This is a genomic window from Streptomyces sp. 147326 (assembly GCF_045000215.1).
Taxonomy (GTDB): Bacteria; Actinomycetota; Actinomycetes; order Streptomycetales; family Streptomycetaceae; genus Streptomyces.
The window spans coordinates 2,612,052-2,627,454 of the sequence record NZ_CP134201.1 but is presented as its reverse complement, the minus strand read 5'-3'; the positions used below and the strand labels follow the sequence as shown (position 1 = coordinate 2,627,454).

At 72.5% G+C, this 15,403-nt stretch carries 14 protein-coding genes and 1 pseudogene; 5 read left to right on the top strand and 10 right to left on the bottom strand.

Annotation, left to right across the window (positions count from 1 at the left end):
• Positions 1 to 105 precede the first annotated feature (105 nt).
• From recA to RIU97_RS11360, 3 genes and pseudogenes are all read left to right on the top strand, one after another.
• Positions 106 to 1,215: a recombinase RecA gene (recA, locus tag RIU97_RS11370; RefSeq protein ID WP_404955824.1), complete on the top strand. Its 1,110-nt coding sequence runs from the start codon at positions 106 to 108 to the stop codon at positions 1,213 to 1,215.
• A 3-nt stretch (positions 1,216 to 1,218) separates the two neighbouring features.
• Entirely contained in the window at positions 1,219 to 1,785 is a 567-nt protein-coding gene (gene recX, locus RIU97_RS11365; protein WP_404955822.1) for a recombination regulator RecX, read from the top strand.
• Between the two features lie 189 nt (positions 1,786 to 1,974).
• Positions 1,975 to 2,874: pseudogene (locus tag RIU97_RS11360) on the top strand (ABC transporter permease); the annotation flags it as partial.
• A gap of 189 nt (positions 2,875 to 3,063) precedes the next feature.
• On the opposite strand, the gene RIU97_RS11355 reads toward RIU97_RS11360, so the two are convergent.
• The 8 genes from RIU97_RS11355 to RIU97_RS11320 all read right to left on the bottom strand — a co-directional run bounded on the left by RIU97_RS11355 (position 3,064) and on the right by RIU97_RS11320 (position 9,361).
• A complete protein-coding gene (locus RIU97_RS11355) occupies positions 3,064 to 3,453 on the bottom strand; it encodes a rhodanese-like domain-containing protein (protein WP_404955820.1) in 390 nt (129 codons plus the stop codon).
• On the bottom strand, positions 3,450 to 3,998 hold the full coding sequence (locus RIU97_RS11350; protein ID WP_404955817.1) for a cysteine dioxygenase: 549 nt from the start codon (positions 3,996 to 3,998) through the stop codon (positions 3,450 to 3,452). Before RIU97_RS11350 ends, RIU97_RS11355 begins: the two co-directional genes overlap by 4 nt.
• 78 nt (positions 3,999 to 4,076) lie before the next feature.
• Positions 4,077 to 4,163, bottom strand: a complete 87-nt coding sequence (locus RIU97_RS11345; RefSeq protein WP_311318651.1) for a putative leader peptide — start codon at positions 4,161 to 4,163, stop codon at positions 4,077 to 4,079.
• Positions 4,164 to 4,195: 32 nt separating this feature from the next.
• Entirely contained in the window at positions 4,196 to 5,770 is a 1,575-nt protein-coding gene (locus tag RIU97_RS11340) for an FAD-dependent monooxygenase (protein WP_404955815.1), read from the bottom strand.
• A 188-nt stretch (positions 5,771 to 5,958) separates the two neighbouring features.
• Positions 5,959 to 6,852: an amino acid ABC transporter permease gene (locus tag RIU97_RS11335; protein ID WP_404955813.1), complete on the bottom strand. Its 894-nt coding sequence runs from the start codon at positions 6,850 to 6,852 to the stop codon at positions 5,959 to 5,961.
• The gene (locus RIU97_RS11330) at positions 6,849 to 7,523 is read right to left on the bottom strand and encodes an amino acid ABC transporter permease (RefSeq protein ID WP_404955811.1); all 675 of its coding nucleotides are present in this window, start codon (positions 7,521 to 7,523) and stop codon (positions 6,849 to 6,851) included. Before RIU97_RS11330 ends, RIU97_RS11335 begins: the two co-directional genes overlap by 4 nt.
• Before the next feature lie 83 nt (positions 7,524 to 7,606).
• Positions 7,607 to 8,458 (bottom strand): glutamate ABC transporter substrate-binding protein, encoded by an 852-nt coding sequence (locus RIU97_RS11325; RefSeq protein ID WP_404955809.1) that lies wholly within the window; start codon positions 8,456 to 8,458, stop codon positions 7,607 to 7,609.
• A 117-nt stretch (positions 8,459 to 8,575) separates the two neighbouring features.
• The gene (locus RIU97_RS11320) at positions 8,576 to 9,361 is read right to left on the bottom strand and encodes an amino acid ABC transporter ATP-binding protein (RefSeq protein ID WP_383568923.1); all 786 of its coding nucleotides are present in this window, start codon (positions 9,359 to 9,361) and stop codon (positions 8,576 to 8,578) included.
• Between the two features lie 297 nt (positions 9,362 to 9,658).
• Between RIU97_RS11320 and RIU97_RS11315 the strand changes: the two genes are divergently transcribed.
• Together RIU97_RS11315 and RIU97_RS11310 are read left to right on the top strand one after the other, a co-directional pair.
• Positions 9,659 to 10,393 (top strand): response regulator transcription factor, encoded by a 735-nt coding sequence (locus RIU97_RS11315; RefSeq protein ID WP_404955806.1) that lies wholly within the window; start codon positions 9,659 to 9,661, stop codon positions 10,391 to 10,393.
• 12 nt (positions 10,394 to 10,405) lie between these two features.
• Entirely contained in the window at positions 10,406 to 11,818 is a 1,413-nt protein-coding gene (locus tag RIU97_RS11310; protein WP_404955804.1) for an ATP-binding protein, read from the top strand.
• Positions 11,819 to 11,822: 4 nt separating this feature from the next.
• On the opposite strand, the gene RIU97_RS11305 is transcribed toward RIU97_RS11310, so the two are convergent.
• Together RIU97_RS11305 and RIU97_RS11300 are read right to left on the bottom strand one after the other, a co-directional pair.
• Complete coding sequence (locus tag RIU97_RS11305) at positions 11,823 to 14,090, bottom strand: endo-beta-N-acetylglucosaminidase (protein WP_404955801.1); 2,268 nt, start codon at positions 14,088 to 14,090, stop codon at positions 11,823 to 11,825.
• Positions 14,091 to 14,120: 30 nt separating this feature from the next.
• Positions 14,121 to 15,368 (bottom strand): glycosyl hydrolase, encoded by a 1,248-nt coding sequence (locus RIU97_RS11300; protein ID WP_404955799.1) that lies wholly within the window; start codon positions 15,366 to 15,368, stop codon positions 14,121 to 14,123.
• Positions 15,369 to 15,403 lie beyond the last annotated feature (35 nt).

Here is a 15,403-nt window from a genome sequence, read left to right as displayed (position 1 = left end):
TGATGAGTTATCCACAGCCGAACCGGTCGTGGAGGCGCATTGTCAGTGGCAGGCATTAGCGTCAATGGCGTGAAGCGATCGACTCAAGCAAACCGGGTGGAACCCATGGCAGGCACCGACCGCGAGAAGGCTCTCGACGCCGCTCTCGCACAGATTGAACGGCAATTCGGCAAGGGTGCGGTCATGCGCCTCGGCGACAAGCCGAACGACCCCATCGAGGTCATCCCCACCGGGTCGACCGCGCTGGACATCGCGCTCGGCGTCGGCGGGCTGCCCCGCGGCCGCGTGATCGAGGTGTACGGGCCGGAGTCCTCCGGTAAGACGACCCTGACCCTGCACGCCGTGGCCAACGCGCAGAAGGCCGGCGGCACCGTCGCCTTCGTGGACGCCGAGCACGCGCTCGACCCCGAGTACGCGAAGGCCCTCGGCGTGGACACCGACAACCTCATCCTGTCGCAGCCGGACACCGGCGAGCAGGCGCTGGAGATCGTGGACATGCTCGTCCGCTCCGGTGCCCTCGACCTGATCGTCATCGACTCCGTGGCGGCCCTCGTGCCGCGCGCGGAGATCGAGGGTGAGATGGGCGACTCTCACGTCGGTCTCCAGGCCCGTCTGATGAGCCAGGCGCTCCGGAAGATCACCGGTGCGCTCAACCAGTCCAAGACCACCGCGATCTTCATCAACCAGCTCCGCGAGAAGATCGGTGTGATGTTCGGCTCGCCGGAGACCACCACCGGTGGCCGCGCGCTGAAGTTCTACGCCTCCGTACGCCTCGACATCCGCCGCATCGAGACCCTGAAGGACGGCACGGACGCGGTCGGTAACCGCACCCGCGTCAAGGTGGTCAAGAACAAGGTCGCGCCCCCGTTCAAGCAGGCCGAGTTCGACATCCTCTACGGCCAGGGCATCAGCCGCGAGGGCGGACTGATCGACATGGGCGTGGAGCACGGCTTCGTGCGCAAGGCCGGTGCCTGGTACACGTACGAGGGCGACCAGCTCGGCCAGGGCAAGGAGAACGCCCGTAACTTCCTGAAGGACAACCCGGACCTCGCCAACGAGATCGAGCGGAAGATCAAGGAGAAGCTGGGCGTGGGTGTCCGCAAGGACGCCGCCGCCGATGACGCCGCCGCTGCCGCGCCCGCCGACGCCACGGCCGTGCCCGCGCCCGCGTCGAAGGCCAAGACGACGGCCAAGGCCGCCGTGGCCAAGAGCTGACCCGTGCAGGAGCAGGAAGGGGGCGGCAGGAGCAGGCGCGGTCGTGAGGACCGCCAGGAACTGCCGCCCCAGAGCCCCGAGGAGCAGGCGCGGGCGATCTGCCTGCGCCTGCTCACGGGGAGCCCGCGCACCCGGCGCCAGCTCGCGGACGCCCTGCACAAGCGGGGCATCCCCGAGGAGGTGTCGCAGCAGGTCCTCTCCCGGTACGAGGAGGTGGGCCTGATCGACGACGCCGCCTTCGCCGGAGCCTGGGTCGAGTCCCGGCACCGCGGCCGGGGCCTGGCCCGCCGGGCGCTCGCGCAGGAGCTCCGGACCAAGGGGGTGCACGCGACCCTCGTGGAAGAGGCCCTGGAGCTGCTCGACTCCGAGCAGGAGGAACAGACCGCCCGGGAGCTCGTCGAGCGCAAGCTCCGCGCCACCCGGGGCCTTGAGCGCGACAAGCGGATCCGGCGCCTCGCCGGGATGCTCGCCCGCAAGGGATACCCGGAGGGCATGGCCCTGCGGGTGGTCCGACGTGCGCTGGAGGCGGAGGGCGAGGAGGCCGACGGGCTCGGGTACCCGGGGGAGTGAGCCGCCGCCGGGCCCGGGGTGGGTTAGCCCCCGGGTACGGATGCAGGGGCACGCCAGTGCCAGGAGGCATGCCCGGCAGCAGAGTTGACGGCATGATGCTGCGCCACGCCCTTCAGACCCTCCGGGACCGCAAAGCCGGTTTCCTCGGCGCCTTCGTCGCGCTGCTGTGCGCGGCCGCCCTCGTCACCGGCCGCCGAGCGGATCCGGCGGACGCCGGGGGTCACGGCGGCCACCTAGATCGTGCACACGTCGGTACGGGTGGGGCTGGCGAAGTACGCCGCGCAGGGCGTGACCCCGGCCGGTCTGACCCGGACCTGGGACCCCGAGGTCACCGGCGGGAGCCTCGACGGGTTCGGGGAGGGCACGGCGGCGGTGAGCGAACTCGCGGCCGAACGGCTGGGGTTGAAGCCCGGGAGCCCGCTGAGCCTGGCGCTGGGGGGCGGGACGCCGGTCACGCTGACGGTCGCGGCCGTGTACGCGCGGGGGCTGGGCTTCGGGGATCTGACGCTGCCGCACGGGCTGGTTGCCGCGCACACGGACAATCCGCTGGCGAGCAGTGTGCTGGTGGCGGCGGAGCCGGGGCCTGGGCCGGCGGCCGGGCGGGAGCGGCTGACCGCGGCCGTACGGGGGTTCCCGGGGGTACGGGTGCTGTCCGCGGCACAAGCCGACGAGGCGCTGGCGCAGCGGCAGGACGCCGGGGCGGAGATCAACCTGCTGGCCATGGGGCTGGTCCTGGCCTTCGCTGCGATCGCCGTGGTGAACACGCTCGCGATGTCGACCGCGGAGCGGTTCCGGGAGTTCGCGATGCTGCGGCTGGCCGGGGCCAAGCGGCGGCAGGTGCTGCGGATGCTCCGGGCGGAGGCGCTGGCGGTGGTCCTGATCGGGGCGGTGCTCGGGTCGGGGATCGCGCTGGCCGTACTGACCGCGTTCAGCGTGGGCATGACGGGGGTGGCGGCGCCGGCGGTCCTGCCGGTCGCGTACGCGGTGGTGGTGGTGGTGGCCGGGCTGTTGGCTCTCGCGGCGACTTCCCTCCCGGGGAGGGTGGCGTTGAGGGTGGCTCCGGTGGAGGTGGCCACGGCCACGGCCTAGCCCCGCCCCGAAGCCCTGCCCGTGCGGCGCCGTTGCCGGGGGCGCTGCCCCCGGGCCCCCGCGCCTCAAACGCCGACGGGGGTGGATCCTTCAGCCTGTCCGGCGTTTGAGGACCGGGCCCGGGCGGAGCCCTGGGAACGGCGGGTAGGGGATCGGCTCCGCGCGGCGGCAGCACCCGCGCGGGGCGCGTCAGGCAGGCGTGAGGGGGAGGCCGGCCGACTTCCAGGCCTGGAAGCCGCCGGTCAGGTCCGTCGCGCGGTGGAGGCCCAAGGCGTGGAGGGAGGCCGCGGCGAGGCTGGAGGCGTAGCCCTCGTTGCAGATCACCACGACCTGGAGGTCGTGGCTCGTGGCCTCGGGCGCGCGGTGGCTCCCCGTGGGATCCAGGCGCCACTCCAGCTCGTTGCGCTCGACCACCAGCGCCCCCGGGATCAGGCCGTCGCGCTCGCGCAGGGCCTGGTAGCGGATGTCCACCAGCAGGGCGCCGGCGCGGGAGGCGGCGTACGCCTCCTCCGGGCCGACGCGGGTGTAGCCCGCGCGGACCTGCTCCAGCAGCTCGTCGATGCCGACCGGGGCGCTCACTGCCAGTCCGCCGGACGCTCGACGTGCTCGAGGTGGAGCACCGGGCCGCTGCGGCTGTAGCGGCGGATCAGCGGGAGCGGCGGGTAGTACGCGTGCACCGAGACCGCGTGCTCGGTGGGGGACTCGTTGAGGACCTCGTGCACGTGGTGCTCCAGGAAGGCCCGCCCGATGCCCGTGTCCAGCGTGCGGCGGCGGTCGACGTCGGGGGCCAGCTCCAGCGACCGCCAGCCCTCGGAGGGCAGCCGTACGGTCAGCGAGTGTTCGGTGAGCCGGCCGCGCGCGGTGGCGAACGCGCCCCGCGATTCGGCATGGTCGTGCCAGCCGGTGCCGGTGCCCGGAGGCCAGCCGATCAGCCAGGCCTCGCTGCCGCCCGGCCCGTCGAGGCGGACCCAGGTGCGGCCCTCGGGATCGAGCGGCAGCGAAGCCACGACCGCGGGGTCGGCGGCTGTGCGGAGGGCGAAGTCGAGGAGTTCGGCGGCCGTGGGGCCCCCGGCCGCCACGGGCTCAGGGGCGTACGGGCGTGCGGTGGACGCGGGTGCAGACATGAAGGGGGACCGTTCCTGGGTTCGCGGAGGTGCGCGCAGGCCGGTGGACGGCACGGGGCGCGCGGAGGGAAGGGCGAATCAACAGGAAGGGCGACACACGCAGCCCGCGTAGCGGAGCAGGTCCATATGGACCCTCCGCCACAGGCGTACGTCGTTGCCGGTCATTCGGCGAGTGAACCACGAGTCCGGGAGGACGGTCAATCGATCACCACGGTCGGTGTCGTCGAGGGCGCGGTCCGCCGGGGTGCGGGCGCGCCCGCCCGGACCGTGTCCGCCGCCTCGTACAGTTCCGCCGGGCGGACCCCCGCGAAGGTCGCCGCCAGGTGCCCGTCCGGCCGTACGAGCAGCACGGTGTGGGCCGGCGCCCCCGGGTAGGAGTCCGCGACGAGCAGGTCGGTGCGGACCGGCAGGGCGCTGACCGCTGCGGCGAGCCGGGGCATCAGCCCGGCACCGAGCCAGTGGCGCCGGTCCCAGACCCCGGTGCCCGGGGCGACCAGGACCACGAGCAGCCGGCCCTGCCCCAGCAGGTCCCGCAGCGGCACGGTCGCCCCGTCGGGCGCGGTCACCGGCACGTTCGCCACCGGACCGCCCGGTTCGGTCGCCGTCGGCACCTCGCGTACGGCGACCGGCGGGGCGTACGCCGGCTCCGCGCCCAGTGGTCCGCGCCCCAGGTGGCCGTCGGTGAGGAGGGATTCGGCGGAGCGCGAGGCCCCGGGCAGGTAGGTGCGCAGGGCGCCGCCGGCCCGCAGCGTCGGCATCGCCTGGTCGGCCGCGCGCAGCCGGGAGGCGACGGCGGTGCGCCGCTCGCCCTCGTAACTGTCGAGCAGCGCCTCGGACGCTCCCTGGTGCCAGGCCAGGGACAGCTTCCACGCGAGGTTCTCGGCGTCCCGGAGCCCCTCCTCGACCCCCTGGGTGCCGAGCGCGCCCAGCAGGTGTGCGGCCTCGCCGGCGAGGAAGGCGCGACCGTCGCGCCAGCGCCGGGCGAGGCGGTGGTGCAGGGTGTGGACCCCGGTGTCGATGAGGTCGTACGGGGGAGTGCTGCCCCCGCACCACACCGCGAGGGTGTCCCGGATCAGGGTCACCAACAGGTCGGGGGTCACCAGCTCCCCGCGGGCCGGGAGCAGCCAGTCCAGCCGCCACACCCCGTCGGGCAGCGGCCGGGAGGTGACCTCCTGCGGCGGACTGCGGTGCAGCAAGGCCTCGCCCGGCCAGGGGAGTTCGGTGCGCAGCGCGGCCACGGCGTGCCGTTCCACGGCGGTGCGGCCGGGGAAGCGGATGCCGAGCAGTTTGCGCACGGTGGAGCGGGCGCCGTCGCAGCCGACCAGGTAACTCCCGCGCCACCAAGTGGTCTCGGCGCCCCGGGTGTGGGCGGTGACCCCGTGGGCGTCCTGTTCTACGGAGTCCACACGGCTCTCGGTGACCAGCTGGACCAGCGGGTGGGCCGCGGCGGCGTCGCGCAGCCCGCGCGTCAGCGCGTGCTGTGGCACGTGCAGGGGGGCCGGGTGGTCCTCGAAGGCGATCCGCTGGGCGTCTCGGCCGCGCCGCATGGTGCGCCAGGCGGCGAAGTACGCCCCCTCGTCGCGCAGCGTCGTACAGCCCAGCCGGTGGGCCATGGCCGCGGTGTCGGCGTGCAGGACGACGGTACGGGCCGGCCGCGGTTCCTCCTTGCCGGGCCCTTCGTCGAGCACGACGGAGGGCACGCCCGCGCCCGCCAGGGCGAGGGACAGGGACAGTCCGACGGGCCCGGCGCCGACGACGATCACCGGGTCCATGATGTGGCTCCCGGTGTCCGGTATGTGATCACAGAACGTATGCAACCCACTGTAGGTGCCCGCGTCAAGTGACACCCGAGGGCGCAACGCAGTGTGGTGCGGCGGATGAGTTCCGCCGCACCACACTGGATACGCACTATGACTGACCGTATGTCAGACCCGGGGGCCGTCCGAAGGAGGCTCCGGCGTCAGGCTCCGGCCGCCGTGTTCGCGCCGGGGACCGCGTCGTCGATCTCTTCCGCACCGAGCACGGCGCCGGTGCTCTTCTTCGACTTCCGCAGCCGGCCTTCCAGCTGGGAGGCGAAGGTGGTGAGGGCGAAGTTCACCACGATGTAGATCAGGGCGATCACGAAGAGGGTGGCGATGGTGTTGCTGTAGTTGGCCGAGATCTGCCGGTTCATGGAGAGCAGTTCCGCGAAGCCGAGCAGGGCGCCACCGAGGGCGGTGTCCTTCAGGATCACCACGAGCTGGCTCACCAGGGCTGGCAGCATCGCGGTGACGGCCTGCGGGATCAGCACGTGGACCATGGTCTGGCCCTTGCGCATGCCGATGGCCTTGGCCGCGTCGGTCTGGCCGCGGGGCAGGGAGAGCACGCCGGCCCGGACGATCTCGGCGATGACGGCCGAGTTGTAGAGGACCAGGCCCGTGACGACGGCCCAGAACGGCCGGGTGTCGGAGGGGACGTCCATGAGCTGCGGTGCGTACAGCGCGTTGCTGAACAGCATCAGCATCAGTACCGGGATGGCGCGGAAGAACTCCACCCACGCACCGACCGCCGCCCGCACCCAGGCGTGGTCGGACAGCCGGCCGATGCCCAGCACCGCGCCGAGCGGGAGGGCGATCACCATGGCGAGCGCGCCGGCCTTGAGGGTCTCCATCAGGCCGGGGATCAGGTACGTGGTCCAGACCCGGCTGTCGGTGACGAAGGGGGACCACTTGTCGGCGTCGAGCTGGCCGTTCTCCGCCATGAGGGACAGAGCCCACCACATGAAGAGCCCGAACAGGACGATGAAGATCCCGCTGTAGATCCAGTTGCGCGCCTTGGCCTTGGGGCCGGGGACGTCGTACAGCACGGAGGTCATCGCTTCACCGCCACTCGCTTGGCGACCCAGCCCAGCAGAAGGCCGGTGGGCAGGGTCAGCAGGACGAAACCGAGGGCGAAGACCGCGAAGACCGCGAAGACCGCCTGCGCCTCGTTCTCGAGCATTTCCTTCATCAGCAGGGCCGCTTCGGCCACGCCGATGGTCGCCGCCACCGTGGTGTTCTTGGTGAGCGCGATCAGTACGTTGGCGAGCGGCGCCACGACCGCCCGGAAGGCCTGGGGGAGCACGATCAAGGTGAGCACCTGAAAGAAGCTCAGCCCCAGTGCGCGGGCCGCCTCGGCCTGCCCGACGGGCACGGTGTTGATACCGGAGCGCAGGGCCTCGCAGACGAAGGTGCCGGTGTAGGCGATCAGTCCGAGGACCGCGAGCCGGAAGCCGATCTCCTTGAAGCTGTCGCCGCCCAGGTTGATTTTGAGGGTCTGGCTGAGACCCAGTGAGCAGCCGATGACCAGCAAGGTCAACGGGGTGTTGCGCACCAGGTTGACGTACGCGGTACCGAAGCCCCGCAGCAGCGGGACCGGGCTGACCCGCATCCCGGCCAGGACGGTGCCCCAGATCAGGGATCCGGCCGCCGAGTAGAGGGTGAGCTGAACCGTCACCCAGAAGGCTCCGAGCACGTCGTACTGCCCGGAATCAAGAAAATCGAACACGATGCCCTGCGCTCTCCCCAGGATGGCCGGTGAGGTGCGCCGCCGCCCGCGGCAGGCGGGCGGCGACGCCCCTCACCGATGAATCAGCTGCCTTCGGTGATCTGCGGGGCAGGCTCGTTCTTGTAGTTGGCCGGGCCCAGGTTCTTGTCCACGGCCTTCTGCCAGCTGCCGTCCTCGACCATCTTCTTGAGCGCGGCGTTGATCTTGGTCTGGAGCTCCTTGTCGCCCTTCTTCAGACCGATGCCGTAGTTCTCGTTGCTCATGCTCAGGCCGACGAGCTTGAACTTGCCCTTGTTCTTCTCCTGCGCGGCGTAACCGGCCAGGATCGAGTTGTCCGTGGTCAGGGCGTCGACGGCCTTGCTCTCCAGGCCGGTCAGGCACTCGGAGTAGCCGCCCTGCTCCAGCAGGTCGGCCTCGGGGGCCAGGGTCTTCTTGATGTTCTGCGCCGACGTCGAGCCGGTGACCGAGCAGAGCTTCTTCTTGTTCAGGTCCTCGACCTTGGTGATGCTCGTGTCGTCGGCGCGGACCAGCAGGTCCTGGTGCGCGAGGAAGTACGGGCCGGCGAAGTCGACCTTCTCCTTGCGCTTGTCGTTGATCGAGTAGGTCGCGACGATGAACTTCACGTCGCCGTTGGCGAGCAGGTTCTCGCGCTCGGCGCTCACGGCCTGCTTGAACTCGATCTGGTTCGGCTCGTAGCCGAGCTCCTTGGCCACGTACGTGGCGACGTCGACGTCGAAGCCGGTGTACTTGCCGTCGGGGGTCTTCAGGCCGAGACCCGGCTGGTCGTACTTGATGCCGACGACGATCTTGTCCTTCGCGCCACCGGACGCACCGCCGTCACTGGCGGCGTCCTTCTCGCTGCCGCCACAGGCGGTCGCGGTCAGGGCAAGGGCGACGGCGACGGCCGCGGCCGCAGCGGCCTTGGAGATCTTCATGGTGAACTTCCCTCGGATGAGACGTTGTTGAACGACGAGCGACGCTTACGGCGTACGCGCGGCCGACAGGAACGATCCGGCGGCGATCCGCATACGGATGACTACCAGACGAGACCCTCAGTGGTGCAGGATCTTCGACAGGAAGTCCTTGGCGCGGTCACTGCGCGGGTTGCTGAAGAACTGCTCGGGGGTGGCCTCTTCGACGATCTTTCCGTCGGCCATGAAGACGACCCGGTTGGCGGCAGAGCGGGCGAAGCCCATCTCGTGCGTGACGACCACCATGGTCATCCCCTCACGGGCGAGCTGCTGCATGACCTCCAGCACCTCGTTGATCATCTCCGGGTCGAGAGCCGAGGTCGGCTCGTCGAACAGCATGACCTTCGGCTCCATGGCCAGCGCCCGGGCGATCGCCACGCGCTGCTGCTGGCCGCCGGAGAGCTGCGCCGGGTACTTGTCGGCCTGCGAGCCGACGCCCACCCGGTCCAGCAGGGCCACCGCCTTCTCGCGCGCCGCGGCCCCGTCGGTCTTGCGGACCTTGACCTGGCCCAGCATGACGTTCTCCAGCACCGTCTTGTGCGCGAAGAGATTGAACGACTGGAAGACCATGCCGACGTCGGCGCGCAGCCGGGCCAGTTCCTTGCCCTCCGAGGGCAGCTCCTTGCCGTCGAGCGTGATGGTGCCCGAGTCGATGGTCTCCAGACGGTTGATCGTCCGGCACAGCGTGGACTTGCCCGATCCCGAGGGACCGATCACGACGACTACCTCACCGCGGGCAATGCTCAGATCGATGTCCTGAAGCACGTGCAGCGCGCCGAAGTGCTTGTTGACGTTGCTCAGTACGACCAGGTCGTCCGCGGCACCGGCCGCGTCCTGCACGTCCTTGGTCACTGATACTCCGCTCATCGGCTTCTTGCTCCGTCCTCCTCGGTTGGGAGGACAGTAGTGACGTCACGTCCACAACGTCATCACATCTGAGGGAGAATTGAGCATAACGATCCGGCTTCCCCCGGATACGCTCCGTGCGCGGCACCGGCGTGGTCGAATGCGGCGCGTACCGGGTGCATAACGGAAGGCGCGCCGCGGCGGAACCCCCTTGACGTGGGACTCCGCATCGGCGTGTATGCATGATGGCCACCCTTTGGCCATCCGTGTGACCATCCCCGGGGAAGCCCGGGAGCGAGAAGAGGAGAGGGGGACGACATGAGACTGCTGCTCGTCGAGGACGACGATCACGTCGCCGCCGCCCTGTCCGCGATCCTCGCCCGGCACGGCTTCAAGGTCACCCACGCCCGCAGCGGCGAGGAAGCCCTGCAGGCGCTGCTGCCCGCCGGGGCCCTGCCCGGCGCGTCCCCCTACGGCGTGATCCTGCTCGACCTCGGCCTGCCCGACCAGGACGGCTACGAGGTGTGCGGCAAGATCCGCAAGCGCACCGCCACCCCCGTCATCATGGTGACCGCGCGCGCCGACGTACGCTCCCGCATCCACGGGCTGAACATGGGCGCCGACGACTACGTGGTCAAGCCCTACGACACCGGCGAGCTCCTCGCCCGCATCCACGCCGTCGCCCGGCGCACGGGTGCCTCCGAGGAGGCCGCGGCCACCGGGACCGGTACGCCCGCCACGGTCCGGCTCGGCCCCGTCAGCATCGAGCTGCCCAACCGCCGGGTCAGCGTGGACGGCGCCGACGTACCGCTCACCCGCAAGGAGTTCGACCTGCTGGCCCTGCTCGCGCAGCGGCCCGGCGTCGTCTTCCGCCGCGAGCAGATCATCAGTGAGGTGTGGCGCACCAGCTGGGAGGGGACCGGGCGCACCCTGGAGGTCCACGTCGCCTCCCTGCGCTCCAAGCTGCGCATGCCCGCCCTCATCGAAACCGTCCGCGGGGTGGGCTACCGGCTCGTCACGCCGTCCGCCCCGACCGCCCCGTCCGCCCCCTAGGGGTCCTCTGCCGTGCGCGCCCGATTGCTCCCGCTGCTCGTCATCCTGATGGCGGGCACGCTGCTCGCGCTGGGCTTCCCGCTCGCGGTGAGCCTGGCCGCCGGACAGCAGCAGCGGGTGGTGGTCGACCGCATCGACGACAGCGCCCGGTTCGCCGCCCTCGCCCAGCTCGTCATCGACGCCCAGGGCTCCGGATCCACCGGCGCCGACGAGCGCCACGAGACCCTCCAGCTCGAACTCGCCCGCTACCAGCAGCTGTACGGCATCCGCGTCGGCATCTTCTACCGCGACGACAACGACATGGCCCGCTCGCCCAGCTGGTGGCAGATCCCGGAGTCCGGCGAGGGCCGGGATGCCTTCGAGGAGGCCCTCGCCGGCCGGCGCAGCCACGATCCGCCGCAGGTGTGGCCCTGGCAGACCCACGGCCGACTGCTCGTCGTCTCCCCGGTCGTCCTCGACGGCGACGTGGTCGCGGTCGTCGCCACCGACTCGCCGACCGACCTGATGCGCGGCCGGATCCTGCAGGGCTGGCTGCTCATCGCGGGCGGCCTCGCCGCCGCCATGCTGGTCGCCTTCGGCGCCGCCCTGAGGCTCACCAGCTGGGTGCTCAAGCCCGTGCAGACCCTGGACGCGGCCGCCCACGGCATCGCCACCGGACGGATGAACTCGCGCGTCGCGGCCGCCGGCGGGCCTCCGGAACTCCAACGCCTGGCCCGTTCGTTCAACGAGATGGCCGACAACGTCGAAGAGGTACTCGAGCAGCAGCGGGCGTTCGTCGCCGACGCCTCCCACCAGCTGCGCAACCCCCTCGCGGCGCTGCTCCTGCGGATCGAGCTGCTCGCCCTCGAACTGCCCGAGGGGAACGAGGAGATCGCCTCCGTACGCACCGAGGGCAAACGCCTGACCCAGGTGCTGGACGACCTCCTGGACCTGGCGCTGGCCGAGCACGCCTCCGCCGAGATCAGCCTCACCGACATCGGGGCGCTGACGGCCGAGCGGGTCGCCGCGTGGCGCCCGTACGCGGAGGAGAAGGGGGTACGGCTCACCGAGACGGGCCGGACCGCGGTCACCGGCTGGGCCGACCCCATCGCCCTGTCCAGCGCGCTCGACGCCGTCATCGACAACGCCCTCAAGTTCACTCCTGAGGGTGAGGAGGTCGAGGTGTCGGTCGCCGCCGAGGGACGCGTCGCCCGCGTGGTCGTCGCCGACCGCGGACCCGGCCTCACCGAGGAGGAGCTGCTCCGCGTCGGCGACCGCTTCTGGCGCAGCGGCCGCCACCAGAACATCAAGGGCTCCGGGCTCGGCCTGTCGATCTCCCGCGCGCTGCTCGCCGCGGGCGGCGGGTCCCTCTCGTACGAGACGAACCCGCCGCACGGGCTGCGGGTGACCGTGTCCGTGCCGCGCACCGACCCCCACGGCGCCTGAGCCGCTACCAGGCCAGGGAGGTGCGGGCCGGGGCCGAGGCCCCGTACAGCTCGTCCACGGCCCGGACCTCGAAGGCGGCCGCCCGCTCCCGCCCGGCCCGCGGGACGGCCGGGAGGTAGAGGGCGGTGCCGCAGGTGCCGCCGAGGAAGCGGCGGGTCCCGTCGGGCAGGACGCGCGACACCTCGTAGAGGCGCGGCTGCGGGTGCCGGCCGGCCGCGCCGCGCCAGGAGAGGCGGAGCCAGGCCTTCCCGTCCCGCCGGGCCGAGGCGACGACGGCCGGCGCGGTGGGCGGGGCCGGGCGCCCGGGGCGGGGGGTGTCGTAGACCGACAGGGCGCCCAGCCGCCACACCACCGGCTCCCTCCCGAACGCGGTGATCCGTACGGCCAGCGCGTACGCGGTCCTCCCCGCCAGCGATCCGAGCCCGGCCCGCGCCGTGCGCCAGCCCCGCCCGCGGTCCGTTCTCCCGGCGGGCAGCCACGTGTACGGCACCGGCTCGCCGGGGGCGGCGGGCTCGCGGGTGGCCACGCCGACCTCCACCGCGACCGGCCCTGACCCCCCGGCGTGCACCAGCTCCAGGACGCTCCCGCGGGTCAGCGGCAGTCGCGTGGAGTGCAGCCCGATGACCGTCGGAGCGGTCAGGGCGCCCGCGACCAGCAGGCTGGAGCCGCCGCGCCAGGCGTCCGCGAAGTCCAGGGTGACGCAGGGGCGTTCGCCGGCCGTCTCCACCACCCAGCGGCGGCCCGGGAGCCGGTCCTGGAGCCCGAGGTGGTTCCACGGCGTGTCGGAGACGGCCTTGCCGTTCTCGTACCAGCGCAGCCCGTGCCCGGTGTTGAAGGAGCAGGCGAAGGGAAGCCCGGTGACCGTGGACCGGTCGGCGACCGCCGTGGCCGGGGCCCGCCAGCCGGACGCGGACCCGGACCCGGACGAGGACGAGGACCCGGACGAGGACCCGGACGAGGACCCGGACCCCGAGGCGGATTCGGGGGCGGGTCTCGCGGGGTCCAGGGACTCGCCCGTCCAGAACCGGTCGTCGGCGCGGTGGAACGCGCCGGGGGAGCGGTCGGCGAGGTGGTTGCGGGTCCACTCGGGCCGGTAGAAGCCGTAGCTGACCACGTGCTCGCGGTCGCGCGGGATGATCGCGTCCCAGGGGACGGCGGAGTCCCAGCCGCGGGACTCCGTGTCCACGGCCGCCCACAGCTCGTGGCGGGAACGCCCCAGCCGGTCGGCGAGCGCGCCCGACGCGGCCAGCGTCTGCGCGGTCCAGCGGAAGTCCACGAACATCGTGTCCGCGACCTTCCCGGCCCGGTCCTCGAAGAACTCCTGGTTGAGCTGGTTGAGGGCGCCCTGCCAGCCCACCCGGCCCGTGGCGTTCATGGCGTCGTACCAGGTGATGCGCAACCCGTGCGGCGCGCCCGCGGCCCGCAGCGCGCGCAGGAACTCCCGTATCCGGGCGGCCAGCGCACTGTCGCCGCCGTCCGTCTCGGCGTTCACGAACCAGCCGTCGAAGCCGTACGTCCGCGCCACCTGGACGAGCTTGTCCGCGAGCGGGAACCGGCCGAGGGCGTCCCGCTGCACCAGGTCGCGGGTCCACTGCAGGTCGCCGCCGTAGGCGACGGGCGGCAGGAACACGTTGCCCAGCACCCGGACCCCGTTGCGGTGGGCGGCGTCGACCACGGGCGCGTTCGGGGCGAGCACGATGCCCTCGCCGGCGGAGCCGCCCCAGAAGACCAGCTCGTCGATGTACGCCCAGTGCGTGAGCGCGTAGTAGTCGGCGGTCGGGGAGCCCTGGGAGGGGTTCCCGGCGGTGGGCCCGAAGGAGACGAGGGACGCGATGCGGGCCTGGCCGGCCCGGGCGTCCCGGTGCGCCGGGACCGGGGTGAATCGCTGCGCCAGGGGAACGGTCGCGGTGTTGTGGGCCAGGTCGGGGTCCCGCTCCGGGCTCCACCGGAGCAGCGAGCGCCACACGATCCCGGGGCCGGGGGTCCCCGCCGGGAGGGAGTCCGGGAACCAGTACGAGGCGTACGGGGCCAGGTCGGCCGGGGCCGGCGGGGCCGGCGGGGCCGGCGGGGCCGGCGGCATCGAGGCGGCGGGGGAGGCGTAGGCGTACGGGGCCTGGCCCGCCGCGCCCAGCAGTGCGGCGGCCCCGGCCCCGGCGGCCAGCACCGCGCGCCGGGACGGCCGTACGGGCCCGGCGGGCGGCGTACGCGGGTCGATGTGGCTGCCCGTCTCGCTGATCTTGCCGGTCTCGTCGCTCTCGTCGGTCTCGGCCATGCGGGGCTCCTCACGAGGGGATCGGTCAGGTCACGTCGTCACGCGCAGCACCTCGGTGATGCCGCGCGCCGCCAGGTGGGCCGGGTCCTCGGCCTGCTCCGCCAGGACCACCGCGGGGCGCACCCCCTGGGCCGTCAGCGCGGCCCACGCTTCGAAGAACGCGCCGCCCGGGGCGCACACCGACCGGCCCGGGGCCTCCTGCGCCCCGCCGGCGTCCACGGCGAGCGCGGTGGAGCGCACGGCCGGGCGGTGCGCACGGCCCCGCCACTCCTCGGCGATCCGGGCCACGGCGGCGCCGGCCGGCTTGGTCCGGCGGTCGTTGGTGAGCAGGCCGAGGCCGTACTCCAGCTCAGGGAAGTCCGCGAGCTCCCGGGACACATCGTGCGAGCACCACCAGGTCACGCCCCACAGGTCCGGGCAGTCCAGCGCGTTCGTGACGGTGGCTTCCGTGAACCGCGCCGCGTGCTCGGGCCGGATCAACGGCGCTGGGGCGCCGACCTCCTGGAGCCACACCGGGCGGTGCGGGTCGAGGGCCCAGGCCTTGGAGAGCTCGACGAGGTACGCGGCGTGGTGCTCGGTCGCGGTCCCGCGCCCGCCGTGGCGCTGCGCGGTGCCGTTGAACACCCAGGAGTGCACGGCGGTGGCCGCGCCCAGCCGGGCCGCCTGGGCCGGGGTGAAGGGGTGCCCGTCCTGGTACCAGGCGGCGTCGTACTCGGCGTGCAGGTGCATCCGCCCCGGCGCGCCCTGCTCGCAGGCGGCGAGCATCCGCTCCAGCCAGCGGGAGGCCTGGTCCCGGGTGATCCGGTCGGGGTCGGGGTGCGGGGCGTCGGAGAACTGGTTGATCTCGTTGCCGACGGTCATGCCCAGGAAGTTCGGCCGGTCGGCGAGCGCGGCGGCCAACGTGCGCAGGTACTCCTGCTGTCCGGCGACCACCTGCGGGTCGGTGAAGAGGTTGCGCCGGTGCCAGGTCCGGGTCCAGGCGGGCAGGAAGTCGAAGCTCGACAAGTGGCCCTGCAGCCCGTCCACGTTGACGTCGAGCCCGCGTTCGGCGGCCGCGTCCGCGAGCGCGACGAGCTGTTCGACGGCGCGCGGCCGGATCAGCGTCCGGTTCGGCTGGAAGACCGGCCACAGCGGGAACACGCGGACGTGGTCCAGGCCGAGCGCGGCGATCGAGTCGAGGTCGGCCCTGACCTCGTCGAGGTCGAAGTCCAGCCAGTGGTGGAACCAGCCGCGGGCCGGCGTGTAGTTGGCACCGAAGCGGAGCGCGTCATCGTGCACAGGGCGTCCTGGAGTTCTGGGGGAATTCGCCGGAT